Here is a 26,955-nt window from a genome sequence, read left to right on the forward strand (position 1 = left end):
CCCGCACAGCGATTGTGACGGGGGATTTTTGCTTATTTAGATTTACGCTATGAAAATAACTATTTTCTTTTTACTGGTTTGCTCAATGGCAACTGAAGTGATGGCGCAAGAGCAAAACCGCTTTCATGACAATAAGATGATTGATGCCTTCTTCCAGTATAAACCAGACCGGAAGCGACCACTTATTCTGGCCCATCGGGGAGGGCCGGGGGCGTCGGATACCGAAAATTCGATTATCACATTCGACAAAACAACAAAGGTTCTTCCTGATGCTATCATTGAAATGGATGTGCGTATGACGCGAGACAGCGGCTTTGTGTTGTTGCACGATGCAACCTTAGATCGGGAGTCTGACGCCAAAGGCCCGGTAGCCGAACAGACAATGGCCGATCTGAGAAAAATTAAGCTCAAAACGCTCGCTGGTGAACTGACGAATCAGTCGATGCCCACCTTTACGGACATCCTGAGCTGGAATAAAAATCGCTATATGTTAGCGCTGGATGTGAAGCCCGGAACAGATCCGCTTCGTGTAATGAAGGAGGTACAGAAGTACAAGGCTGAGTACTCTGTTTTTGTCATTTGTTATTCGATGGCCGATGCGCAGCGTGTACGTGACCAATATCCGGTGCTTTGGCTGGCAGTTGGGATAAACAGTATAGCTGACCTTGAGCGACTGGAAGGCAGTAAACTGGCATCATCAGGAAGACTGATCGCGTTAACACCACAGAAGCTTCAGCCAACTACTTACTATGAACGGTTGCACAAACTCGGAATTCCCTGCTCGATTGGTACATATGGTCCTAACCAATTAGATGAAAAGACAATAGCAGAGGCTACGACTGGCTATCGGGACTTATTCCGGCAGGGTGGCGATATACTAACGACTGATCGCCCAGTTGATGTTTCCGTTTTGTTTTTAACTAAGTAATCTTGTGAAAATTTAAACACAGAGACACAGAGCACAGAGATAAAAAACATTTGCATTTAAAATTCTGTGTCTCTGTGTTTAAACCACTTTGTATGCAAGTCTCTCAGCTGTTAGCTTTCACTGTACTGTTCTTGTCGGCGACTAATACGTTCGCGCAACAGGTAGGGGAACCGCTGCCCGTTTGGCAGACGGGACAACTTGATATTCATCATATCAATACGGGGCAAGGGAATGCCACCTTTCTTGTGTTTCCTGATGGAGCAAGCTTATTAGTTGATGCGGGCGCTATTAGCCCGCTTGACTGGCGAACGAACAAGCCTCGAAACATTCCGATAAAGCCTACAAATGAGCGTCAGGCGGGCGAATGGATCGCTCGTTACATACGTACAGCCTTACGCTTTAAAGCCAACCCAGCGATTGATTACGCCATCATCACGCATTTTCATGACGATCATATGGGGTCACCGATAAACGCTGCCAGGCGGGCCACAGGTGGATATGCGCTAACGGGTATCACAGAAGTGGCTGAATACATTCCCATTCGTAAGATTCTGGATCGGGGCTGGCCTGATTACGCCTACCCACGATCTCTGGCCAATGATTCGATGGTCACTAATTACCGCCGATTCCTGAATTGGCAGATTCAGCATAAAGGGGTAGTTGTAGAACCGTTTCAGGCAGGGCGCAACAACCAGATTATGGTAGTCGGGCAATCTAAGTTAGGCCAAGAATATCCGGTTGAAATTAGAAACTTAGCCGTTAATGGAAGAATTTGGACGGGTACTGGTAACGAAACCCGGTCGCTCTTTCCCGACTTAACGCCGTTGAAACCTACAGAGTATCCAAACGAAAATATGTGCAGCATTGCATTTCAAATTCGTTATGGCGATTTTGATTATTTTTCGGGAGCTGATATCCAGGGTGTCCTTCAGTTCGGTACGCCTGCCTGGCATGATATAGAAACACCTCTGGCTAAAGTGGTGGGATCTGTAGACGTTCAATTACTTGATCACCATGGCTATGCTGATTCTGAAAATGGTGCTTTGTTGGCAAGCTTACGCCCTCGTGTGTTGGTAATACCGTCCTGGGCGTCTTCACATCCAGGCCGCGATGTACTCGAACGTATCTTCTCCGAACAGATATACTCTGGAGAGCGTGATGTATTCGCTACTAATTTACTAGACGAAGCCAAAACCGCTATTGGCGATCTCGTTCATCGACTAAAAAGTGAGTCCGGCCATATTGTCATACGCGTTGAGCCCGGTGGCAAATTCTATCGGGTGTTAGTTTTAGATGATACAAACGAGTCGTTTACTATAAAAGCAATCTGCGGACCTTATCCGTCGCGGTAACGGGATGGTCAGGGCAAAACCGTGGGATTGTCCGTTTGCCGATTCCACTTCAACATATCGGTTCCCGCCTGATATCCCTGAACAATCATCTTTCCGATGTCGTCGGATGTAAATTTCATCAGGTTTAAATAAAGAGGTTCCGTCGGTCGAATAATGGTTAGGTTAAGGCTGCGACCATGAAGTTTTTCGCGTTCGGAGAAGCGTTCGGCCCAGGCAATGTCGTTGTTTACCAGTTGATTAACGGTAATGTCTTTTACCCGATCCATTAAGTTCAGTAGATTCCGGTAATTAAACTTCTCGTTGTAGATTTTCTTGGCGTGACAGGCGATACAGGCAATATCGGTAGCCCCATCCTCAATAGCTACACGTAAAGGAGCTACTTCGCGTAGGCCACCATCTAAGAACGCCCGCCGATGGTCGCCCCCAATTTGCACGGCTGGCATCAGAAAGGGGAGCGAACTACTGGCAAACACATAATCTAAAAAATTGGGGTCGTGGACATCGGCATAACACATATCGCCCTGAATAATATCTACCGCGCCAACTTTAAGTGATACAGGCCCGGTTTTAATCGCTTCCAGATCAATATGACTACGAATTAGATTCTGGATAGGGGAGCTATCCAGTAAACCATCGAAACGACTCGTAATCGTGTTGTATCCCATTCTGAACCGCGACCGAATGACAGCTACATCATCGGGTTTGGTAATATTCCGAATCCAGAACTCAATCAGGTATTTTCCTACTTTTTCCCAGTCAACCTTACCGTTTTCTGCATGCTGACGTGCCGCTTCGTTTGCAATAAAGGTGGCATTCAGACTCCCAACGGAAATGCCATATAATTGATCGGGTACAAAGCCGGACTCAAAGAGTGCCATAACCGCTCCAACCTGAAAGGCGCCTTTCAATGAGCCACCGCCCAGCACAAGAGCACGTACGGGAGATTGGGGGGTAGGTTGAACTGTAGTTGATTTTGGAAGTGATGGAGTCGGATTATCAATCATATCAGGCAAAAAATAGAGAACGTTAGCAGCACACAATTCGGGTAAGTTGAGACTTTTTAAGTAATAAACAAACGAATTGATGTACGGATAGTTATGAAAAGGTTGCCCGGTTTTCTAAACGGCTTTTTCGGCGTCTGCTCTTTACTTGCTATAATTGTCAGAAAATTAGTAAGTAAGTTGATAAGTCAGTAAGTGGCTGACGCGAGAGCAATGCATACATCTGCTACTTACTGACATCAATTTACCGACTTACCAACTATAATGCCCCTTACCGTCGCTGATATACAGGCTCCTATTGCTGTCGAAATGGAATTGTTCGAACAGAAGTTCCGGGGGTTGATGAAGAGTGACGTCATGCTCCTCGATCAGATTACGAAGTACATTGTGAAACGGAAAGGCAAACAGCTTCGCCCAATGTTCGTGTTTCTGATGGCGGGTGTTTGTGGACAAATTAATGAATCGACCTATCGGGGAGCCTCTCTCATTGAATTGTGCCACACTGCTTCTCTTGTCCATGACGATGTTGTTGATGAGTCCAACTATCGACGTGGTTTCTTTTCCATCAATGCTCTATGGAAAAATAAAGTAGCCGTTCTTGTTGGCGACTATTTGCTGACGCGTGGTCTCTTTCTGGCCGTTGATAATAATGATCATGATCTGCTTCGGATTGTTACCATGGCTGTACGTGAGCTGAGCGAAGGTGAATTGCTTCAGATAGAAAAAGCCCGGCGATTAGATATTACCGAGGCTGTTTATTACGAGATAATCCGCCAAAAAACGGCTTCCCTGATTGCGGCTTGTTGTGCCGTAGGTGCACAATCGGTCGGTGTTAATAAGACTCTGGTTGAGAAGGCACGGGTTTTTGGGGAAAAAGTTGGAATCGCCTTCCAGATTAAGGACGATCTGTTTGATTACGGTACCGCCGAAGTTGGGAAGCCGCTGGGTATTGACATCAAGGAGAAAAAGATGACGCTGCCACTTATTTATGCACTTAATAAGGCTGGCTTCTTCGAGAAACGACGCATAATAAACATCATCAAAAACGAGAGCGAAAAGCCCAAAAAAGTCAATGAGGTAATTGCCTTCGTCAAGAATTCAGGCGGCATTGAGTACGCGACTCAGGCAATGAATCAATATGTTGCCGAAGCCCAGGAGTTGTTAAACGCCTTTCCTGACTCGCGCTATCGGCAGTCCTTACACCAACTTGTGCAGTATACTATTGATAGAAGTAAATAGTATATAGTATTAGTAGTGAGGAGTTGCTGATGCAACCCAATAACGGGCGTCAGGAACTCCTCACTCCTCACTACTAATACTATTTTTCGTTTTCTCCCCAAATAGTCGATGAAAATCCGGACTTTCTGTTTTCATCCACTTATCCCAAAAAGTGAAGTATAAACCATAGTTGAACCGAAACTGGGTGTGGTGCAGGCTATGGTGCGTCGCGCCGATTAGCCAGCGTCCTAGCCAGTGATTGTCAAAGTTTTTTGGGTAGATTTCAGTATTCAAGTGGTTGACCGCGCTTGACAGGGTCATAATCAATAAAATAATCCCTACTGCCGAAATATGCAGAGGCAACACAAATGTCATTATCGGAATGACAATGGCCTGTAATGTACTCTCAATCGGGTGAAACGAGAAAGCGGTCCAGGGTGACGTTGTAATACTATCATGGTGCGTTCTGTGAACCCATTTATACACGCCCGGTCTGTGCATCCAACGGTGAAGCCAGTAATAATAGGTTTCGTGGATAAACAGAACTAGTATAATGCTGACCGGATACCACAGCAGTGGATAAGCATGAAAGTTTACATAGATTTTAGTATAGCCTGCCTGATAAGCCAGAATGACCCCCATGGCAATAGCCGTAAAGATGAGTGATGTCAGCAGCGACCACCGAATCTCTCGCCAATCCTGACCCGGTTTTCGAGGGCGTGTTTGCACGGCCCTGTGGGCAAACTGGTTTTTCATCGACACCTTGAATAGCCACCAGAATGCCAGCGAAAAAAGGACGTATCGCCCAAAAATAGCGCCGAAAAATAGTAGAGCTGTCAGCCAGAATGTAGCAGAACCAGTAATCTGAATCATACTGTATAAAGAGGATGCGGATATTGAATCCGCTGCTTGTTCAACAGAATCAACACGATAATGTTGAGAAAAATCGCGCTACGTATACACAGATTGTTTTATTTTTTGGATTTGCCCGGATTGGGCTTTACAAAGGCTTTATACCCATCCGTCAATTGCCCACTAATTTGTTTTGTACATTTGTCCGAAAAGTTACTCAATAACCAACGAACGACCTTATGCGTCTGATTTCTTCCGTTTTGCTGTCGTCTTTGCTCACGATAACAGCCTTGGCTCAACCTAAAAAAATACCTTTACCAGCCCGCTCACCGTTAGCTAAACCTAAACTCGTTGTCGGAATTGTAGTCGATCAAATGCGGTACGATTACCTGTATCGGTATTATGCTAAATATGGTACGGGTGGCTTTAGGCGGCTGATGGATGAGGGGTTCAATGCCCGTAATAACCATTATCATTACGCAGCTACGTATACAGGCCCTGGTCATGCAGCTATTTATACGGGATCGGCCCCTGCTCTCAATGGCATTGTTGGTAATGACTTTTATGAGCGGAATATTGGCCGATTACTCTATTGTGCCGAGGATACTACAGTTAGTACGGTGGGTAATACAGGTAGTGCGGGCAAAATGTCGCCCCGGAACTTGCTCGTAACAACGATTGGTGATCAGCTTAAGCTTGCTACCGATGGTCGGGCTAAAGTTGTTGGGATTGCCTTGAAAGATCGGGGAGCCATTCTGCCAGCTGGTCACGCTGCCAATGCTGCCTATTGGTTCGATTCGAAAGATGGTAACTTTATTAGCAGCACATTTTATCAGAAGGAGTTACCTCAGTGGGTACAGGCATTTAACGCCCAGAAACTGCCCGAGAAATTTATTAGTCAGAAGTGGGAGCCTACATTAGCGTTGAACCAATATACAGAAAGCACTTCAGACGATCAATCGTATGAAGCAACAATGCCGGGTGAAGCCAAGTCTGTTTTCCCACATGAATTCGTTGTTCAAACCGGCAGCAGTAAATATGAAGTGCTGCGCACCAGCCCGTACGGAGATCAGATTACGAAAGAGTTTGCGCTGGCTGCGATAAAAGGAGAACAGTTGGGTCAACATGATGTAACCGATATGCTTTGCCTAAGTTTTTCATCACCTGATTACATTGGCCACGCTTTTGGGACGCACGCCATAGAAACCGAGGATAACTACATTCGTTTAGATCGGCAATTGGCTGATATTTTTGCCCAGTTGGATGCAACTGTTGGAAAAGGACAATGGGTAGCCTTTCTATCGGCCGATCACGGCGCTGTTGATGCACCGGGTTTTTCACAGCAATATCGGATTCCGGCTGGTGTAAAGACCTATGGAGAAATTGGCGAAACGGTGAAAGCTACGCTCGAAAAAGCCTATGGCCCAGGGCAATGGATGCTGTCTTATATCAATCAGCAGGTTTATCTGAACCATGCCTTATTAACGGAGAAAAAGATCGCCATGCAGGAGGTTTATGAATTGCTTCGGACTACCTTGCTTAAACAGAAAGCGGTAGTCAACGTGGTTAATTTACATAACTTGGGGGCCGAAGCGTTGCCTCTCTTGCAGGAAAATCTGTTTCGGAATGTTTATCATCCCAATCGTAGTGGCGATTTCTACGTAATGCAATCCCCAGGCTGGATCGAAGGACGGAATAAAGGCACTACACATGGTACTACCTATGCGTATGACACCCATGTACCATTCCTGCTCTACGGCTGGGGTGTAAAACCCGGTCAGACTCTCCGCCGGACACACATTCATGATATTGCCCCTACAATTACGGCGCTACTTGGATTATTAGAACCCAATGGAAGCATTGGCAATCCCGTAGAGGAAGCAATTAAGTAGTGGAGTAAGTGAAATGGGTGGAGTTAGTGCAGTCGATTAGCCTGCTGCACTAACTCCACCCATTTCACTTACTCCACTAAAAAACTTACTTCTTTAAAACTAAAGTATCGTACCTGGCCGTCGATTGCAATTGCAAGACGGCCAGTTGTGTCTATACCAATGATTGTTCCCCGGAAAAGATGCCCATCCGATTCGAACGTATGTTCTTCCTGATACCGATAAAGTAGTTGTAAGTAGTTTATCTTTAGTACGTCACGCTGGCCTGAGCGAAGTTGCAGGTAACGTTGTTCAAGGGTTTCGCAGAGACGGCTCAGTAGACCTGGCAAGTCATACGCATTAGGAAGTGGCGATTGGAGCTGGAGCGAAGTGGCCGTTGAGTAGCCGAATTCGGTTTGATTTATATTCATACCCATTCCCACAATCGACCACTCGATTGTATAACCATGTAAAATATTTTCGATTAGAATTCCGCCTAATTTCTGATCGCCTACGTAAATATCATTAGGCCATTTAATGCGTAGCGTATCGCCAACGAGAGGGGAAAGTGCATCATAAATACCCAGCGAAATGGCTATGTTCAGCCAAAACTGCTCCGTTGCTGCTAAAAAAGAAGGCTTTAGAATCAGTGAAACAGTTAGATTTTGCCCACTTTTTGCTTCCCATTGATTACCACGCTGTCCTCGTCCGGCTGTCTGATTGTCCGTTATGACAAGCATGCCTTCTGGTGGGTCTATTTGGGCAATCAAAGCAGACGCTTCGTCGTTAGTAGACTGACAGCTTGGCAGATATTGGATTATTTGTCCAAGAAAAAGCGTTTTGGGATAGATTTTGTACAAAATATTGTATAGTTTAGTAGTAGAGCTAATAAATGGTGCTTAGGGCCTTATGTCCTTCAGACAAAGTACCCGCTGGTTAGCGTGGCAATGTTAAACCGAAAGCATGAGAATTAACAACAATAAAGACTTTACCGCAGAGCAAATACGTGATTTCGTTGTTCGCGGAATGCAGGAGAAAAAAGGGCAGGACATCGTCGTAATGGACTTGCGGAATGTGAAGAACGCTATCTGTGATTACTTTGTCATTTGCTCGGGTAACTCCGATACACAAATTGACGCCATCTCAACGTCTATTGAAGAAGAAGTTTATAAAGCGAGCAAACAAGATCCCTGGCATAAGGAAGGCAAACTAAACCGGGAGTGGATTTTGTTAGATTATGTAGATGTTGTAGCGCACGTATTTAAAAAAGAGCGCCGATCTTTTTACGATCTTGAACAACTTTGGGGGGATGCTGAAATTCGTTTAATCGAAGACAACGAACTATCAGTAGCTTCCTGAATAACAATCATTGACTAATACGTTTTCTGTAAACAAGTAGCTATCGCTAACAGAATAACCAATAAAACAATGACTCATTATTCATTGCACTTAATTAAAATAGGTTCATAATGGGCCGTTTATCGGACTGACTAACCGTCTGTCCTAACCGTTTCGCGAAAGAAACATTCAATTGCAAAACGGTGTTACTTGTTGAAATCCGTTTGTATAACCTGAAGAAATGGCAGAAAATAATAATAGAAATCCGTTAGTACCTCGTGGAGGGCCTCGTAAGCCTAACTTTCAGGGTTGGATTGTTGCGTTGCTGATTGCCGCCATTCTTGGCATTACGTTCTTTAACAAAAGCTCGGCCACTCGCGAAACAACGCAGAAGCGGTTCGAGGCTATGGTGAAAGATCACGAAGTTGCCGAAGTGACGGTGGTAAATGATAAAATTGCTGAAGTGACACTCACGCAGCAGGCCGCGCAAAGCCCTAAATACCGATCCTTGTTTACCGAAAAGCCTTATTTTGGTAGCGGTCATGGCCCACATTTTCAATTTCAGATAGCATCTGGTGAAACCTTTAAGAAGGATTTAGATGCTATGCAGCAGGGTGTACCCGCTGGTGATAAGGTTGATTATAAATTCGAACAACGCAGCGACTTTGGTAGTATTATTAGCACATGGGGATTCCTGATTGTTATGATACTGGCTATGTATTTCCTGCTGGGCCGAATGTCGGGCGCAGGCGGCCCTGGTGGTCAGATTTTCAATATTGGTAAGTCGAAAGCCGCGTTATTCGATGCGGATAATAAGGTGAAAATCACCTTTAATGACGTAGCTGGCCTGGATGAAGCGAAGGAGGAAATCAAGGAAATTGTTGATTACCTTAAGAATCCAACCAAGTTTACGAAACTGGGTGCTAAAATTCCGAAAGGCGCTTTGCTGATTGGCCCTCCGGGTACCGGTAAAACTCTGCTGGCGAAAGCTGTTGCGGGTGAAGCAGGTGTTCCGTTCTTTTCACTATCGGGCTCCGATTTCGTGGAAATGTTTGTTGGGGTGGGTGCTGCGCGTGTGCGTGACCTGTTTAAGCAAGCGAAAGAGAAAGCGCCTTGTATTATCTTCATTGATGAGATTGACGCGGTAGGTCGTTCACGTGGACGAGGTTCAATGCCTGGTGCTAATGATGAGCGCGAGAATACACTCAACTCCTTATTAGTTGAAATGGATGGGTTTGCCACTGACTCGGGTATTATCATCCTGGCAGCAACAAACCGCCCAGATGTACTTGATTCGGCGCTATCTCGTCCTGGTCGTTTTGACCGTCAAATCAGTATCGATAAGCCAGATATTATTGGCCGGGAGGCTATCTTCCGGGTTCACTTGAAACCAATCAAGTTGTCACCCGACGTTGATCCAAGAGAACTGGCAGCCCAAACACCAGGGTTTGCTGGTGCTGAAATTGCCAACGTTTGCAATGAAGCAGCCCTGATTGCTGCCCGTAGCGACAAGGAAGCCGTCGATATGAAGGATTTTCAGGACGCTATGGACCGGGTAATCGGTGGTCTGGAAAAGAAAAACAAGATTATTTCTCCTGAGGAAAAAGAAATTGTTGCCTATCATGAAGCAGGTCACGCAGTGGCAGGCTGGTTCCTCGAACATGCCGATCCGCTCGTGAAAGTGACCATCGTGCCACGTGGGGTAGCTGCTCTGGGTTACGCCCAGTATCTACCACGTGAACAGTACCTATATCGTACTGAGCAACTCATGGACGAAATGTGCATGGCATTAGGTGGACGGGCTGCTGAAGACCTTATTTTCGGCAAAGTATCGACAGGTGCATTGAGCGATCTGGAACGTATCACTAAACTGGCGTACAGCATGGTGACGATGTATGGTATGAATGATAAGATTGGTAATGTATCATTCTACGATTCAAAACAATCAGATTACGCATTTAATAAGCCGTACTCTGAAGAGACTGCCAAGCATATTGACGAAGAAGTTCGTAAGATTGTTGATATCGCCTATACACGGACGAAAGAGTTGCTGTCTGAGCACCGTGAAGCGTTGGAAATCATCGCTAAGGAATTGCTCTCGAAAGAAATTCTGTATCAAAACGATTTAGTTCGTTTGATCGGGAAACGTCCTTTTGAGCGTGAAACCGTTTATCAGGCCTATAAAAACAAAGGTGTAGCTGAGGAAGTGAAAGAAGAAATCGGTAAAGAATCTAAGCCTGCTGAAACAGAGCCTGAATCGCTGCCGATATAAGTTTTGAGTCTTGACAAAAAAGGGCTTCCCATTCAGGAAGCCCTTTTTTATTGGCTTACTTTTTACCTAGTTCGATCACCTGCATATCTAAAACTCGGCCCGCGTCGAGCGAAAACCGAATGGCAGTTCGCATAACATGAAAGCCCGTTTTCCCGGCCGCGCCTGGATTTACAAAGAGCATATTATTCATCGTTGAATCTCGTGTAACTTTGAGGATATGCGAATGCCCGCATACAAACAGATTAGGGGTGTTTTCCTTGAGTTGTGGGCGAACGACAGGATTATATTTGGGCGGTGAACCACCAATGTGTGTCATCCAAATGGTCAAACCCTCAAGCTCGAAACGCTGGTTAGCTGGTAAATCGCTGCTTTCGCGATCAATGTTGCCCGATACAATTCGAAGTGGTCGAAAGGTTCGTAACTGTTCTGCAACCGATAACGCACCTACATCTCCTGCATGCCAGATTTCATCACATGCCTCAAAGTGAGTGAAAATTTGAGGGTCCAGATAACTATGTGTGTCAGATAATAAGCCAATTCGAGTCATATGAGTTAAACACAGAGGAACGAAGATTTTCACAGAGAACACAGAAAAATAGTCTCTGTGTTCTCTGTGAAAATCTTCGTTCCTCTATGTTTGAAAAAATCACACTGCATGAGTTCCTAAAATAGCGTCCTTCATTTCGCTCCGGATACGCTTTTTGTCAATTTTGCCAACGCTGGTCTTTGGAATTTCCGGCACGAATAAAATCCGGTCGGGAACGTACCATTTGTGAAGATCACCCCGATCTACTTTTTCTTTTAGGCCAGCTTTAATCCCTTCTGCTGTTAGCGTATAGCCTGGCTTTTGAACGATCAAGGCATGTGGTCGCTCACCCCATCGAACGTCCGGAAGCCCAATTACTGCCGACTCCGCGACGCCTTCCACTTGAGAGAGTACGTTCTCCATGTCTAGCGACGAGACCCATTCTCCACCGGTTTTAATAACGTCTTTGGTTCGGTCTGCAATCATAACCCAATAATCTGGTGATATGCTGGCGACATCACCCGTATGAAGCCAGCCACCTTTCCAGAGTTCAGCGCCCCGTTCGGGGTCGTTATAGTACCCTTGTGTGAGCCAGGGACCACGCGCTACAATTTCGCCAAGGGAATGACCATCATGCGGAACGAAATTCCCTTCATCATCCATAAGTCGCATCTCAATGAAGGGAGAAATCCGGCCTGCCCGCGTGCGTAATTCGATCTGTTCTTCCGTTGGTAATGTCTGCTCCTGCTCATTCAGATAGCCAACCGCCATGACGGGCGCTGTTTCAGACATTCCATATCCCGACATAACCGTAATGCCTAAATCGGTAGCGGCCTGAGCTAGCCCTTTCGTAAGCGCCGAACCGCCAATAAGCACTTTCCAACGGCTAAGATTGTCACGGAATTTTTGTGCCGCCGGGCTACTAACGAGCATGTTTAAAATGGTCGGGACACAGTGCGAAAGCGTAACTCCTTCCTTAATCAGTAATTTGAGCAGTAATTCCGGTTCATAACGGCCCGGATACACCTGCTTAGCCGACATCATGGTTGCCAGGAATGGGAACCCCCACGCGTGTACATGGAACATTGGCGTAATGGGCATGTACACATCTGTTGACCCTTTGAAAGGCATCGCTTCATACCCAATAATATAAGCCAACAAGCCCATCGTGTGCATAAACAACTGGCGGTGCGAGAAATAAACGCCTTTAGGATTACCTGTTGTTCCTGTCGTATAGAACGTTGTTGCCCAGGTATTTTCGTCGAAATCCGGGAAGTCATAGTCTGGCGATGCCTCCTTTAATAAGGCCTCGTATTCGCCCGAAAAATAGGCTGGTAGATCGCTAAGGACCTCCAGATCCGTAGGGCCATATACTTTATCACTCAAAACGACAAACTTCTCAACGGTTGAAAGCTGTTCTTTTATAGCAGCCAGAATTGGCAAAAAATCCTCATGAATCAGCACAACCTTGTCTTCTGCATGATTCATCGTATAGAGAATCTGGGCAGGCGAAAGCCGTACATTTACAGTATGCAGAATGGCTCCAACACTCGTAACACCGAAGAAACATTCAAGGTAACGGTGGCTATCCCAGTCTAGTACGGCTATAGTATCACCTGCCACCACACCTAAATTGGCTAGAACATTAGCCAGTTGTCGAACCCGCTGGTTGAATTGAACATAGTTCATGCGAAATAAGTCACGATAAACAATTTCGCGTTGTGGTTCGTATTTAAGCGATTGGGCTAATAGGGACTTTATGAGTAAGGGAGGCTCGCTAGCCTCGGCAGTACGCGGAATTAGTTTTGTCTGGATCATTTTATTCTGGATGGGGTTTAGATCATACATCTGTATGGAAGCACCGGTACTAAAACGTTAGGAATCGAAAGTAGGATTGAATAATGTAAAGAAAAAATAGTAATGAGCAAAAAAGCCCGGCTACTGACGAATCAGAGCCGGGCGGGTATACTATCGAGTGGGCGTTAAAATCAAATCAGTAATCCAGCCAGCGTTGCTGACATATAGCTGGCTAATGTACCACAGATAAGGGCTTTGAACCCTAATTTGGCCAGGTCGCTCCGACGCTTGGGGGCCAACTCACCAATACCTCCCACCTGAATGGCAATAGAGCTAAAATTGGCAAATCCGCAGAGTGCAAAACTAACAATGGCAATTGTTTTAGGGTCGAGAGTGGATTTGACTTTCACTAATTCTAAGTAGGCAACAAACTCGTTTACAACCATTTTTGTCCCCATTAACGACCCCGCAACCTGTATATCTTTACCAGGAACCCCCATTGCCCAGGCAAATACAGAGAATACTTTCCCCAGTAAAAAATTCATGCTTAGGTAGTCTATTCCTAATACATAGAATCCAAGGTGAAACAGTAAACTGTCAATTAAGGCAATGAGTGCAATGAAGCCAATAAGCATGGCAATTACGTTGAATCCTACTTTCAGGCCTTCGCTGGCACCGGAAGCAATTGCATCGAGCAGGTTAGCGTGGACCTTCTTAATTTCAACTTTCACGGTTCCCTGTGTTTCCGAAACCTTTGTTTCGGGCATTACAATTTTGCTGATCACCAGAGCCCCTGGCGCAGCCATGATACTGGCTGCTAACAGATACGGAGCCGGTACGCCCAAGGAGATATAAACAGCCAATACTCCACCGGCTATACAGGCAAAAGAGCCTGTCATACTGGCCAGTAGTTCGGAGTTGGTCATGCCGTTCAAATACGGTTTAATCATGATCTGGGCTTCTACCTGACCCACAAAGGTACTTGCCACGTTCGAGAGCGCTTCAGCTCCACTTACGCCAAGCAGCCACTTCATAGCGCGAGCCATAACGGCAACTACACGCTGCATAATGCCTAAATGGTAAAAAATATTGACCAGAACGGCCACAAAAATAATTGTCGGAATGACCTTGAAGAAGAAAATAAAGTTGTTTTCTGGACCGAAGGCCTTTGTCAGAACATCGGGTTTGACCAGCGATGAGAAAACAAACTCAGCGCCTTTGTTGGCTTTTTGTAAAAGGCGGTCAACATAAAAGCCGAGTGCCTGAAAGAGGTTGCTTCCAAATTCGGTTTTTAGAACAAATAAGGCCAGCCCGAACTGGAGACCTAATCCTACGCCAACAGTGCGGTAATTAATTGCTTTTCGGTTATCAGAGAGAGCGTAGGCGATGCCCAGAATTAAAACAATGCCAATCAGGCCGGTAAAACGATCCATTCAGTGATGATGAAATTACAGTTAGGTGGGCTAAGATACAAAAAGAAGCACACTACGAGTCCACCCTAAAGAGAACAAAATGAAAACTGGCTGATTTAACGAATATTATTCGTTAAATCAGCCAGTTTTCATTAGCCATATTTTGCTTAGATGAGGGTGGTCAGTATAGGCAAAATGTATGACTATGGATTGAGAATCGCATGAGGTCTCTGCAAAATTCATCTGCCCCTTAAATATCCGCAATAGCGCGTTCGGCACCTTCCTGATATTCTTCTTCAATTTTAGCGACCTCTGCTGGTTTAATCTCTGGGTCGAATAGCCGGGCTTCAATTGCCTCTTTCTCCGTCACATCGAAAAAACGCTGGTGCATATTGAATGGCTCACCACCTTCGGGTACCTCGCACTTCTGAAAATCCCCGTCTTCTTTCAATTCGTAGGAATTGACATTGTCGAGCAGGTTGTATTTCAGGATCAGAATAGCTTGCTGTTTCACCCGTAAATCTGCCAGGTAAAACAGCGACTCGATACGTCGGTCGAAACTGCGCACCATGACATCGGCACTACCACTATATACCTTTGGGTCGCCGTTGTTGTGAAAATAATAAATACGGGTGTGTTCTAGAAAATCGCCGACAATAGATCGTACGGTGATGTGTTCGCTCAATCCCTCCCGCTGCGGGCGCAGGCAGCAAATACTTCGCACAATGAGCCGAATGGGTACGCCAGCCTGTGAAGCCTTGTATAATTCGTCAATGACCTGTTTGTCTTCCAGCGAGTTGACTTTAATACAGATACCACTGGGCAGATCGCGTTTGGCATTTTCAGCTTCCAGCCGGATAAGCCGAACCAACTGATCGCGCATATCACGCGGGGCCGTAATCAGGTATTGGTATTCGTTGGGTAATGAGTGGCCTGTGATTACATTGAAAAACTCCGAAATATCGTGTGTATACGTCTCATTGGTCGTCAACAGGCCAATATCGGTATAGAGTTTCGAGGTATCTTCATTATAATTACCCGTGGCCATGTGGGCATAACGCACAACCCGACTCCCCTCACTACGCACAACCAGTAACAGCTTGGTGTGCGTTTTGAAACGGCTAATGCCATAGATCACAAAGCACCCGGCTTTCTGTAAGCGCTGTGCTTCTCGGATGTTATTTTCTTCGTCGAAACGGGCTTTTACTTCGAATAAAACGGATACGTGCTTACCATTTTCAGCCGCTTTCAAGAGGGCTTCGGTGATGCGTGAGCGTTTCGCCAGCCGGTAGACCGTAATTTTGATCGCCAGTACATTTGGGTCTTCCGCTGCCTGTTCGAGCAGTTGCAGTACGGGCTCGAAATTGTTGTAAGGGTGATGCAGTAGTAAATCTCGCTGCTTGATCGTTTCAAAAATATCGTCCGTTTTTTCGCGAGTAAAGCCTAGTGGGAGAACTGGCGCATGAGGACGAGGCATGTCGTCTTTAAATTCCGGGTGACCGATGATTTGCCAGCATGCCGAAAAGTCAAGCAAACCAGCCGACTCGAAAATATTCAGATCGTCAATTTCCCAGCGTTTTTTAAGCAGGTTCAACATCCAGGGCGAATTCGTTCTGGATGCAGTGTTCGTATAGGTTTCTACCTCAACGCGTGTGACACGGCCTAAGCGACGATTCTTGATTTTCTGACGAACTTCATCAATAAAATCGACTTCGTCGTCATCATTTTCATCCAGTGTGAAATCACCGTTACGCGTGATACGAAACAGATTTACCGATAGGATTTCGACGTTGCGGTAGAGCTTTTTAATATTGTGCCGAACGATTTCTTCAATCGGTAAAAAGAGAATAGTATCCTCTCGCTCAAAGGACAGAAATCGTGGTAAATTGGCCGGAATTTGTACAAACGATAAGCGTTGACGGTCATCTTCATCATCTGAATGCTGATTCTGCATATCGATGCTATCGGGACTCTGCGTGACGACTCCGAAGATAAGCACTTTGGCCAGTAACACCGGGAATGTGTGCGTATAATCGTACAACATTGGTGTTAGCGTTGGGTAAATGGCCCGGTCGAAATAATCGGTTGCTTCAGTACGCTCCTCAGCATTCAAATCGTTGTACGTAACTAGCTGAAGACCATTTTCACTAAACAGTGGTAGTAGTTGTTCTGTAAAAACAGTTTGCTGGTCCTGACAGAGTTGATGAGCTGCCGTAAATAAAGCTTTTCGGAAAGGTACTTCACGAAGCCCGGAATAATCGACGCGTTGTTTATGATAATCCAGGTAATTGTACAAACTCCCAACGCGAATCATAAAAAACTCATCGAGATTTGAGGCCGAAATTGCCAGAAACTTCAACCGTTCCATGAGCGTTCGGTGCGGGCTACGCGCCTGATCCAGAACACGTTCGTTAAATTTAAGCCAGCTTAAATCACGGCTGAGGTAATCGCTTTGATCAATTACACTGCTTACTTTTTCACTAACTTTTGCCATTTTATCAGTGACCTGGGCGGTGGTAGTTGACTGACGGTGTGTAAACCGGGAAACTAAATTGCCCAATATAGTTCGGTTCGGATTCAGGGAATAACGCATACTCATTTCAAACTTTGAAGTACAACAAAAAAGCGGACTAAAAAGCCCGCTTTATGTTATCATTCGGTTAAACATCCACTCGGGCATATTTCGCATTTCGTTCGATGAATTCGCGTCGGGGCGCTACTTCATCGCCCATGAGTGTCGAAAACACGTGGTCGGCATCGGCTGCCGATTCCACCGTTACAACTTTCAGGGTTCTTGTATCAGGATTCATGGTTGTGCTCCAAAGCTGCTCGGCGTTCATTTCTCCAAGACCTTTGTAGCGTTGTATACCTACATTCTCTTCTTTACCGCCAGCTGCTAACTCTTTTACCGCTGCTTCGCGCTGGGCTTCCGTCCAACAATACCGCTCCTCTTTCCCTTTTTTGATCAGGTACAAGGGGGGCTGCGCAATGTAGATATAGCCATTGTCGATCAGCGCCTTCATGTTGCGGTAAAACAACGTCAGAATCAATGTTCTAATGTGACTACCATCGACGTCGGCATCGGTCATGATGATGATTTTGTGATACCGGAGTTTTTCCAGGTTCATCACCGTCTCATCATCTTTTTTCTCTAAGCGGATGCCCAGCGCTGTCCAGATATTTTTGATTTCTTCGTTTTCGTAGATCTTATGCTCCATGGCCTTCTCTACGTTTAGGATCTTACCACGTAGGGGTAAAATAGCCTGAAACGCCCGGTTACGACCCTGTTTGGCAGTTCCGCCAGCGGAGTCACCCTCAACCAAATAGAGTTCACATTTTTCAGGATCGGTGTCAGAGCAGTCGGCTAGTTTGCCGGGTAAGCCCATACCGCCCATGAAATCCTTGCGCTCGGTCATGATGCGCTTGTAAGCCAGATCGGCAGCAATCCGCGCCTGAGCCGACACAAGGACTTTTTTAACGATACCTTTCGCCGTATTTGGATTTTCTTCCAGCCAGGTTTCGAGCAGGTCGGCCATTGCCTGACTTACTGCACTGACAACTTCCTGATTACCTAATTTGGTTTTTGTTTGGCCCTCAAACTGGGGTTCCTGAACCTTTACCGAAATAACGGCCGTTAGACCCTTCCGGAAATCTTCACCGCTAAAGGCAACCTTGCCCGAGTTCTTGGGCAATACGCCGGGGTTTTTGTCAGCATAGTTTTTCAATACCCGTGTTAAGGCCGAGCGGAAACCCTGTACGTGGGTACCGCCTTCGTGAGTGTTGATGTTGTTAACATACGAGAGTACGTTTTCACCTGCTTCATAGTTATACACCAGAGCAACCTGTACGGGAGTCGATCCTTTGGTGTTCTCCATGTAAATAGGCTTCATTCCATCAAGGGGGGGGCGTGTTTGGTCGAGATACTCGACAAACTCAACTAGACCTCCTTGTGAATAGAAATCATCATGGCGCACGGGTTCTCCAGCTTCGTCCAGCTCGCGCAGATCGTTCAGGAAAATATGGATGCCTTTATTCAAATACGCTAACTCACGCAGGCGGCCTGCTACAGTGTCGTATTTGTAGACGGTGTCCGTGAATATAGTGGCATCAGGCTTAAAGTGCGTCCGTGTGCCTGTATCCTCGGCATCACCTATGATGCGCACATCATAAAGAGGAATACCTATTTTATATTCCTGCTCAAAGATTTTACCTTCCCGATGAACTTCTACGCGAAGGTCTGTTGAGAGGGCGTTTACACAGGATACACCGACGCCGTGCAGACCGCCGGATACTTTGTAGGTATCTTTATCAAATTTACCACCGGCATGCAGCATGGTCATCGCCATCTGTAGCGCCGAAACGCCCATCTTGGTATTGATGCCTGTTGGGATACCCCGGCCGTTATCCTGTACCGTTACAGAGTTATCCGGATTAATCGTTACCGTAATTTTGTCGCAGTAGCCAGCTAACGCTTCGTCAATGGAGTTATCAACGACTTCCCAGATGAGGTGGTGCAATCCACGCGTACCAACGTCACCAATGTACATGGATGGACGTTTGCGAACAGCTTCCAGGCCTTCTAACACCTGAATGTTATCAGCACCGTAGTTACCTAACGCAGTTTCAACGGGGGCGTCTGCTTCAATTATTTCGTTGGTCATATCAGAATAGGAGCAAGTCTGAAATTTGTTGTTTCAGGCTTAAAAAATAGCCCATTTTTATGTGTCTATACAGATTGTAAAAATACAAAAATAATTCATCTTTTCCTATCGATTTTGGCCCGTATTTACTGAATGTGCTTAAAAATTGCCTAACCATCAGGTAATGGGGTAGTTAATGGCTTTGCACTTGTTTTGATGCCCTTTTAGGCTACTTTGTCAGACGTATTTCGATTGAGTTAGTAACGGGAGAAAATGGAATTTCGCTGTACTTATTTTAGAAAAGCTGTTTCCCGAAAAAGTATTATTAGTAGCTCTAAAACAATCAAGCCGAATCAGATTGATTCGGCTTGATAAAAGGCAGAAAAAGTACTGATTAATCTTCGGGGTATGGAATATACACAAAGCCCGCAAAATCGCCGTGCACGACGAATAAACAGCAATATTCATCAGGCTTTTTATAGTTTTCCTTCCACAAGTCAATTGAGTCCTCGCCGATGAGTTCGCGTTGAATAAACTCATCCAGAAAAGAGGCTTTGTAATTCCATTTATTCTCCAGTTCATCGGCCGCGATGAGCACTTGCCCTATCGGAACATCCCGGCGTGATGCGACAAAAACAGGATACTCTGAAAAGCCGCGCTTACGAATCTGATAGGACGCTTCTTTAAGCTGATCGGATACCTTCACGAAATCCGACGAAATTGTTCCCATCAACTCTTTATTGACATCGTACGAGTTGGCGTCGTCGAGGAGGGTATTTTCGTTGCTATGGTTAATCATGGGAAGAAAGTTTGTAGTTTGACGTTTATAGTTTGAGGTTTGTAGTTAGCAGCAGTTAACTACAAACCTCAAACTATAAACGTCAAACTTCTTAGAATCGGGCGGCCAGCAAGAGGTCTAAATCTTTAAAACGCAGGTTGAACTTGCGGGCGATGTAGGCATTGGTGAGCGTTCCCTTATGGGTATAAACACCTTTCATAAACCAACGGTTCGCATACATCATCTGTTCAATGCCGCCCGTTGTTCCGGTTTCCAGCAAGAACGGTAAGAAGATGTTGCTCAGAGCCATACTCGCCGTGTAAGCAACACGAGCGGCAATATTGGGAACACAGTAGTGAATAACACCCATGTGCTTATAGGTGGGCTGTTTGTGGGTCGTCATGCGCGACGTCTCGAAATTGCCACCCTGATCTATTGACACGTCGATAATAACCGACTCCGGTTTCATCCGACTGATCATTTCCTCCGTAACAACCACCGGACTAAGACCATCCTCAGCCCTCATTGCCCCAATCACGACATCGGCCCGCTGAATGGCTTCGGCCATGGTATCGGTGTCGATGATGGAGGTGTAAACGTGTTGTCCGACGGCATATTTGAGCCGTTGTAATTTGTACAGATGCTTGTCGAATACCTTTACATCGGCACCCATACCGAGCGCCATGCGGATCGCGTATTCGGTTACGGTTCCAGCTCCGAGCATGACGACTTTAGTTGGGGGAACGCCCGTGATGCCGCCCAGAATAATCCCCCGACCATTATCGGCGTTGCTGAGGTATTCACCTGCAATGAGCATGACAGTGCTGCCCGCAATCTCACTCATCGACCGGATAACGGGTAAGCCACCACTCTGATCTTCAATGTATTCGTAGCCAAACGCAGTCAGGTTCTTACTCAGCATTTTCTCGAAGTAAGCTTTGTCGTGCGACGGCAGGTTCAGCGCCGAAATGACTGTACTACCCGATTGAATGTGCTCGAACTCATCCTCGACAAGTGGCTCAATTTTCAGGATAAGATTAGCCTCGTAGACTTCTTTGGGCGATTGGGCAATCTGTGCACCCGCTTCGCTGTATTCATGATCCGGAAATTTGGCTTTTTCCCCCGCGTTTTTCTCCACAATCACATTGTGGCCATTTCGAACCAGAATTGCCACTGCTTCGGGTGTGAGCGCAATGCGGTTTTCCTGAAGCGATACTTCTTTGGGTAATCCAATAAGCAGGCCGTTTCGGCTGGTTTTTACCGCCAGCGGAGCTTCTTTTGGATACAGGGCCGTTTGCTTGGCCAATTCCTCAAATCCAGTCAATGCTTTGATGTTTATGGTTTACGGTTTATCGTTTATGGTGGGCTGACGCAAGAATAACTGATGCGTCAGCCCATCGTAAACGGTAAACCGTAAACTGTTAAACTATGTCAGCTTCAACCATTCGATGACCATCTGCGTCTACCGAAAGTTGAACCTGATAATACATGGAAGGCCAAAGAGACATAATTCGCTCAGGCCATTCAATAAAACAATAATCACCTGATGCGAAATATTCCTCAATGCCGATGTCCAGCGCTTCAGCTTCGTTTCGGAGCCGGTAACAATCGAAATGATACACGGAATGCCCCTCGTGGGTAGTGTACTCATTGACAATTGAAAACGTTGGACTCTGTACCGTACTAACAACCCCTAAGGCTCGGCAAAGAGCTTTAATGAGTGTGGTTTTGCCAGCCCCCATCTCGCCGTCTAGTAACCACACCGGCCGTTGTCGGCCTTCAGCGAGTAGCTGATGGGCTACTGTATCGAGTTCGTCGAGATGGTCAAAATTCAGTGTCATAGGCTTGCGAACGTACTAGCCTGCAAAGATACAGATTTTAGATCGTCTACTTCGTTCTTGTAGGTTGACTTAGTGCATGATTGTACTGATTTGGAAACAAAAACGGGCAATGAGTAAGTCTCGCTTGCTCATTGCCCGTTAGACAACTTCCCGAAAGTTCTAAACTTTCAGGAAGTTCAATGATCGCTAATATCCTTGATTTTGAGGAAAAGTCGTCTTGTTGTTGTAAACATCAATTTCCGATTGCGGAATGGGATACACTACGCGGTAATCAGGCATGGTGATGCCCGTTACTTTGATAGCCGCTACCGCAGTTCCCGTACGAATGAGATCGAACCAACGGTCGCTTTCCAAGGCAAGTTCCAGTCGACGTTCATTAATAACGGCCGTCTGGAAAGCATCTTTCGTGGCGAGTTGCGCACTCGTATAAGCCGTAACGCCTGCCCGTGTTCGTACGCGATTTAACGCTTTAAAGGCGTCACCATCTGCCTGATAACCAACCTGATTGAGTGCTTCGGCATAGAGCAGTAACACATCGGCATAGCGTAAGACCGGGAAATCGTTACCCACATCATTCGTTGACGAAAGCTCGTCATAGAACTTTCTGGGAACGGCATTTATACTACTGGGAACGGGCACCATGACCGTTAGCGGAAGCCGCTTATCACCAGCCGGGTAAGCCGCCCGCAACGATGGCTCAATGGGGTCGCCAATGCTGGTGCCGAACCAGGAACCGTGGCCTTCGCCAATGGTACCACCTTTTTTAAATTTGACAGAAAACAGCAGTTCCGCATTGTTCTTGTTCGTTACCGAAAACACATCGGCAATATTCGGAAGCAGTTGATAGGTAGTCCCATTCGCCAGATCTTTCAGCGTCGAAACGGCCAGATCATACTTCTTTTCGGTTACGTACACCTTGCCAAGCAGACCGGTTGCTGCCCCTGAGGTTGCACGACCGATATCATTGCCTGTGTAGGTTGCGGGTAAACCAGCCGCGGCTGCAATCAGATCTTTTTCAATAGCCGCGTAGATGTCGGTAACTTCATTCCGAATGTAGGAACGAGCTTCGGTAGTTGTTCCCGCTGTGAGAACCAGGGGCACTTTGCCCCATAAACGCACCAGATTGAAATACGACAGCGCTCGAATAAACTGAGCTTCCCCTTTGTAGCGAGCTTTCAGGGCAGCATCCATCGTAACTGCGTCGATCTTGTCCAGAATCAGATTAGACCGGTTAATACCTGTATAAAGGCTGCCCCAGGTATCGCGTAGAACGGTGTTCGTGGTTGGTTCGATGAACCGGTCGATGTTGTACCGAAGTCCCGAACCCGACGACGGGTCGTTATCAAGAACATTATCGCTCCGAGCCTCCACAATTGTATTGTAATCACCACCATACTGGGTTGAGCTTTGGAGTGCATCGTAGGCACCATTCACCGCGTTGTTAAAGTCGGTGGCGGTTTTGTAAAAATTATCGACGTTGGGTTGCGACAGGGGCTTGAGGTCCAGAAAATCTTTCTGGCAGGCTGTCAGACCCACGAAAGCAGTGAGAAATAAGGCTATCTTTTTCATGGTTGCTATTAGAATGACAGGTTGAGACCAACAGAGGTAGTGCGGGCGAGGGGGTAGGTTCCATAATCTTCCCCCGACGATAGGGCGCTATCAGGACGGCTGTTAACCTCTGGGTTGAATCCCAGATACTTGGTAAACGTAAATGGATTTTGGGTAGTCACATACAGGCGGGCACGGCTCAGATGCAACCGACTCAATACCCCAGCGGGCAGCGAATAGCCCAGGGTGATGTTACGAACCCGTACGTACGATCCATCTTCAATATGCCAGGTCGAAATTTCACCGTTCGAACCTGAGGCCAGCCGGTTAGCGCGGTTCACCAGGCTATTGCCTGGATTGTCAGCCGATTGCCAGCGATCCAGAGCACCTCTGAACAGGTTGCCGTTACCCTCCATGTTGTAGATATACCGTCGGATCAGGTTCAGGATTTTATGTCCCTGAACGCCCTGTACAGCTACCGCCAGATCGAACCCAGCGTAGGCAAAGCTTGTGTTAAACCCAAAGGTGTATTTGGGGAAGTAGCTGCCGGTTACGGCACGATCGCTGCTGAAATCAATTTTGCCATCGCCATTGTTATCGCGGAATTTAAAATCGCCGGGACGAGTCGTTGTCGTGTGCGGATAGGCATCGATTTCCGCCTGATTTTTAAAGACACCATCGTAAATCATGGTATAGTATTCGCCAATGGGGTGGCCAATCTGGGTGATAAACTGCGCTCCGGCAACGCCACCCGCTACAATAATCGGATCGCCCGCGGGTCCGAGTGCTTTTACCTCATTGCGGTTGCTGGCAATGTTAGCGCTGGCATCCCACCGTAACCGGCCAAACGTTTGCCGTGTACCCAGTGTAAATTCGATCCCCTGGTTGTTTACTTTTCCGATATTCTGCAACTCCGTACTAAATCCGGAAGCACGGGGCACGGGTACGTTTAGCAGTAAGTCAGAGGTATTGGCATTGTAATAGTCGACCGTCAAGTTTAGTTTGTTGCGCAGGAAACTCACATCAAAACCTACGTCGAGCATCGCCGTTTTTTCCCATTTCAGCTTGTCATTGGCCGAATTACCGGGAGCCAAACCACTCACTACGGTTTCGTTACCCAGAATATAGTTCGAATAGTTGAGCAAGCTGACAGAGCCATAGTTCGGAATCTGGAAATTCCCCGTTAAGCCGTAGCTGGCCCGTATTTTCAGGTCGCTCAGCCAGTTCACTGATTTCAGGAACGTCTCCTGCGATACATTCCAGCCAGCAGATACCGACGGGAAATAACCCCATCGGTTGGCTTTCCCAAAGCGCGAGGAACCATCGGCCCGGATAGCGCCCGATAGCAGATATTTTCCGGCGTAATCATACTGAACCCGGCCCAGATACGACAGCAGCGACCATTCCTGAACGTCGGAACTCCCCGACGTAACCTGACCCGCATTGAGCGTGGTTACTAAATCATTGGGGAAATTGGTCGCCGTTAATTCATTCGCTACCCGACGATCTTTCTGCGACGAGAAACCCGCCAGTGCGGAAATCGTGTGCTGCCCGAACGAGCGGTTATAATTGAGTGTGTTTTCTACCAGCCAGTTTACGAAATTCTGAGCCCGTGAGAAGCCGGTTGGTGTAGAAGCGCCTTTTCGATCCCGTATTTCGAGGGTTGATGGTCGGTAATAATCGCGCTGGAAACTGTTGATGTCGGTACCCACGCTGAGCCGGTACGATAAGCCATCAATGATTTCATACTGCGCATAGGCATTGCCCAGCAACCTGAGCTGACTAAGTTTATCGCTAACCTGATTGGCAATGGCAACCGGGTTCAGGATCGATGTAGCGCCATAACCCCAGGCGTTACCGCCAAAATTGTAGGAACCATCGGCATTGTAGACTGGGAAAAGTGGTGGCATTTGCAGCGCTAATCCCACAACACCTTCGCCCAGATAAGGGCCTTCTGCCTTGATCAGATCATGGTACGAATACGTCGGGTTGAAGTTGATACCCGCCGTTAGCCGACCGTTTTTAACCTCAACATTGGCCCGCATTCCGTAGCGTTTAAAGCCAGAGTTGATAACTACCCCCCGCTGATTCAGGTAGTTGCCCGATAGGTAATATTTGACGTTTTCTTTACCACCAGAGATGGAAAGCGTATGGTTCTGAATCGTAGCCGACCGGAAAATGGCATCCTGCCAATCGGTGTTGGTCAGACCCGCCTGACCGCTTAGATAGGGCACAATTTCGGGCTGGATGAGTGTACTGGGTGCGCCTACGCCCGCATTCCGAATAGTATTCGAGTCGGTTGGTTTCCCGGTTGGGTTTCGATCGAGATAGGCATTGTTTTTGGCCTCGTAGCTCAATTGTGCGTATTCATAGGCATTGAGCATGTCAATCTTTTTCGAAACATTCTGCACGCCTACGTAGGAGTCGTAGTTAATTACGGTTTTACCCTCTTTACCCCGTTTGGTCGTGATCAGTACCACTCCGTTCGAACCACGTGAGCCGTAAATGGCTGATGCAGAAGCATCTTTCAGTACTTCAATACTTTCGATATCGTCGGTATTGACCGTACTCATTACGTTGATCGGGTTATCTGGAAATTGCGTATTTGTACCCCCGGTTGCATATTTCGTATCGCGCGAAAGCGGAATACCGTCAATAACGTACAGGGGATCGTTACCTGCGCTGATCGATCCCGTTCCGCGCACCCGAATGGAAAGTGCTGCGCCCGGTGCGCCTGATGTTTGTGTAACCTGAACACCCGCAATTTTAGCTGCCAGCGCCTGGTCGAAACTGGCAACGGGTTGGTTTGCCAGATCTTTCGCCTTTACCGAGCCAATGGCTGTGGTAATGTCCCGCTTGTTCTGAACACCATACCCCACCACAACCACTTCGCTGAGGGCATTGTCGGTGGCGGTTAGTTTGGCGTTAACAACGCTTTGGTTCCCCACAGCAATCTCAAGAGGCTGGTAGCCGATGAACGAGAAAATAAGCGTTTTTGCGCCCGTGGGTAGATTCAGTTGGTACGTCCCCTGCGCATTGCTGGTAGCACCTACGTTGGTGCCTTTGGCCTGAATGGTTGTGCCTGCCAATACCTCGCCAGTTGTGGCATCGGTTACCGTGCCGGTAATTGTTGATTGGGCGTAAATCAACTGAGTCGACAGAAATAGTAGACCAAATAACACCCATTGTCGGTACCCATGTCGGGTAGATTCTGGTAATGGAGTCATCATAAATGGTAGAATTAGAATTACAGGTTGAATTGATAAAATTGAAAAAGGCATCAACAACTGGTTTGATGACCTACAATAATACTTCGCAAAGCTCGATTTTTTTTAATATAGTATTAATACTTAATGTGAAGAGACATACTGGAGAAGTAGGCCTGTAACGCAAGATAAAGGCATTTTCGAGGCTAAACGGCAGTCTTCTTACGGCTTTTTTATAGATTTTAACTCTCGTTTAGGATAATATATGGATTAAGTAGTTATATAGGGTGTTAGGCGTAGCGCAAGACAAAGCTTTATGTTGATGGTATGGCTATAAATACTAGTAAAGCGAACCCGTTTATCAACTGTATTCTAGAC

19 protein-coding genes are annotated in these 26,955 nt (G+C 46.6%); 6 read left to right on the forward strand and 13 right to left on the reverse strand.

Annotation, left to right across the window (positions count from 1 at the left end; all coding sequences use genetic code 11):
* Nucleotides 1-49: 49 nt before the first annotated feature.
* Nucleotides 50-928 (forward strand): glycerophosphodiester phosphodiesterase family protein, encoded by an 879-nt coding sequence (locus tag EXU85_RS09595; protein WP_142771870.1) that lies wholly within the window; start codon nt 50-52, stop codon nt 926-928.
* A gap of 92 nt (nt 929-1,020) precedes the next feature.
* Nucleotides 1,021-2,280, forward strand: coding sequence for a ComEC/Rec2 family competence protein (locus EXU85_RS09600; protein ID WP_142771871.1), 1,260 nt, complete (start codon nt 1,021-1,023; stop codon nt 2,278-2,280).
* 8 nt (nt 2,281-2,288) lie between these two features.
* On the opposite strand, the gene EXU85_RS09605 is transcribed toward EXU85_RS09600, so the two are convergent.
* Complete coding sequence (locus tag EXU85_RS09605) at nt 2,289-3,284, reverse strand: patatin-like phospholipase family protein (RefSeq protein ID WP_142776659.1); 996 nt, start codon at nt 3,282-3,284, stop codon at nt 2,289-2,291.
* 261 nt (nt 3,285-3,545) lie between these two features.
* Between EXU85_RS09605 and EXU85_RS09610 the strand changes: the two genes are divergently transcribed.
* Complete coding sequence (locus EXU85_RS09610; RefSeq protein WP_142771872.1) at nt 3,546-4,520, forward strand: polyprenyl synthetase family protein; 975 nt, start codon at nt 3,546-3,548, stop codon at nt 4,518-4,520.
* A 60-nt stretch (nt 4,521-4,580) separates the two neighbouring features.
* Here the strand turns inward: EXU85_RS09610 and EXU85_RS09615 are convergent, their stop codons facing one another.
* Entirely contained in the window at nt 4,581-5,372 is a 792-nt protein-coding gene (locus tag EXU85_RS09615) for a sterol desaturase family protein (RefSeq protein WP_142771873.1), read from the reverse strand.
* A gap of 218 nt (nt 5,373-5,590) precedes the next feature.
* Here EXU85_RS09615 and pafA point away from each other — a divergent pair, with 218 nt between their 5' ends.
* Nucleotides 5,591-7,243 carry an alkaline phosphatase PafA gene (gene pafA, locus EXU85_RS09620; RefSeq protein ID WP_142771874.1) on the forward strand — a complete coding sequence of 551 codons (1,653 nt, stop codon included), beginning with the start codon at nt 5,591-5,593 and terminating at the stop codon, nt 7,241-7,243.
* A gap of 68 nt (nt 7,244-7,311) precedes the next feature.
* Here the strand turns inward: pafA and EXU85_RS09625 are convergent, their stop codons facing one another.
* A complete protein-coding gene (locus EXU85_RS09625) occupies nt 7,312-8,079 on the reverse strand; it encodes a biotin--[acetyl-CoA-carboxylase] ligase (protein ID WP_142771875.1) in 768 nt (255 codons plus the stop codon).
* 103 nt (nt 8,080-8,182) lie between these two features.
* Here EXU85_RS09625 and rsfS point away from each other — a divergent pair, with 103 nt between their 5' ends.
* The gene (gene rsfS / locus EXU85_RS09630) at nt 8,183-8,578 is read left to right on the forward strand and encodes a ribosome silencing factor (protein ID WP_142771876.1); all 396 of its coding nucleotides are present in this window, start codon (nt 8,183-8,185) and stop codon (nt 8,576-8,578) included.
* Between the two features lie 220 nt (nt 8,579-8,798).
* Nucleotides 8,799-10,829, forward strand: a complete 2,031-nt coding sequence (gene ftsH, locus EXU85_RS09635) for an ATP-dependent zinc metalloprotease FtsH (RefSeq protein WP_142771877.1) — start codon at nt 8,799-8,801, stop codon at nt 10,827-10,829.
* Nucleotides 10,830-10,884: 55 nt separating this feature from the next.
* On the opposite strand, the gene EXU85_RS09640 is transcribed toward ftsH, so the two are convergent.
* From EXU85_RS09640 to EXU85_RS09685, 10 genes are all read right to left on the reverse strand, one after another.
* Entirely contained in the window at nt 10,885-11,376 is a 492-nt protein-coding gene (locus EXU85_RS09640; protein WP_142771878.1) for a metallophosphoesterase, read from the reverse strand.
* A gap of 99 nt (nt 11,377-11,475) precedes the next feature.
* On the reverse strand, nt 11,476-13,173 hold the full coding sequence (locus tag EXU85_RS09645; protein WP_142771879.1) for a fatty acid--CoA ligase: 1,698 nt from the start codon (nt 13,171-13,173) through the stop codon (nt 11,476-11,478).
* Between the two features lie 170 nt (nt 13,174-13,343).
* Nucleotides 13,344-14,585 (reverse strand): NupC/NupG family nucleoside CNT transporter, encoded by a 1,242-nt coding sequence (locus EXU85_RS09650; protein ID WP_142771880.1) that lies wholly within the window; start codon nt 14,583-14,585, stop codon nt 13,344-13,346.
* Nucleotides 14,586-14,814: 229 nt separating this feature from the next.
* Complete coding sequence (ppk1, locus tag EXU85_RS09655; RefSeq protein WP_142771881.1) at nt 14,815-17,157, reverse strand: polyphosphate kinase 1; 2,343 nt, start codon at nt 17,155-17,157, stop codon at nt 14,815-14,817.
* A gap of 67 nt (nt 17,158-17,224) precedes the next feature.
* Nucleotides 17,225-19,225, reverse strand: coding sequence for a DNA topoisomerase (ATP-hydrolyzing) subunit B (gene gyrB / locus EXU85_RS09660; RefSeq protein WP_142771882.1), 2,001 nt, complete (start codon nt 19,223-19,225; stop codon nt 17,225-17,227).
* Between the two features lie 373 nt (nt 19,226-19,598).
* Nucleotides 19,599-20,003 (reverse strand): hypothetical protein, encoded by a 405-nt coding sequence (locus EXU85_RS09665; RefSeq protein WP_142771883.1) that lies wholly within the window; start codon nt 20,001-20,003, stop codon nt 19,599-19,601.
* Between the two features lie 91 nt (nt 20,004-20,094).
* Nucleotides 20,095-21,306: an alanine dehydrogenase gene (locus EXU85_RS09670; protein WP_142771884.1), complete on the reverse strand. Its 1,212-nt coding sequence runs from the start codon at nt 21,304-21,306 to the stop codon at nt 20,095-20,097.
* Nucleotides 21,307-21,403: 97 nt separating this feature from the next.
* Nucleotides 21,404-21,823, reverse strand: coding sequence for a tRNA (adenosine(37)-N6)-threonylcarbamoyltransferase complex ATPase subunit type 1 TsaE (tsaE, locus tag EXU85_RS09675; protein ID WP_142771885.1), 420 nt, complete (start codon nt 21,821-21,823; stop codon nt 21,404-21,406).
* 186 nt (nt 21,824-22,009) lie between these two features.
* Nucleotides 22,010-23,392, reverse strand: a complete 1,383-nt coding sequence (locus EXU85_RS09680) for a RagB/SusD family nutrient uptake outer membrane protein (RefSeq protein ID WP_142771886.1) — start codon at nt 23,390-23,392, stop codon at nt 22,010-22,012.
* Nucleotides 23,393-23,400: 8 nt separating this feature from the next.
* Nucleotides 23,401-26,601 carry a TonB-dependent receptor gene (locus EXU85_RS09685; RefSeq protein ID WP_142771887.1) on the reverse strand — a complete coding sequence of 1,067 codons (3,201 nt, stop codon included), beginning with the start codon at nt 26,599-26,601 and terminating at the stop codon, nt 23,401-23,403.
* Nucleotides 26,602-26,955: the final 354 nt, after the last annotated feature.

Origin of the sequence: Spirosoma sp. KCTC 42546, from assembly GCF_006965485.1 — a bacterium.
In the GTDB taxonomy this organism is placed as follows: Bacteria; Bacteroidota; Bacteroidia; order Cytophagales; family Spirosomataceae; genus Spirosoma.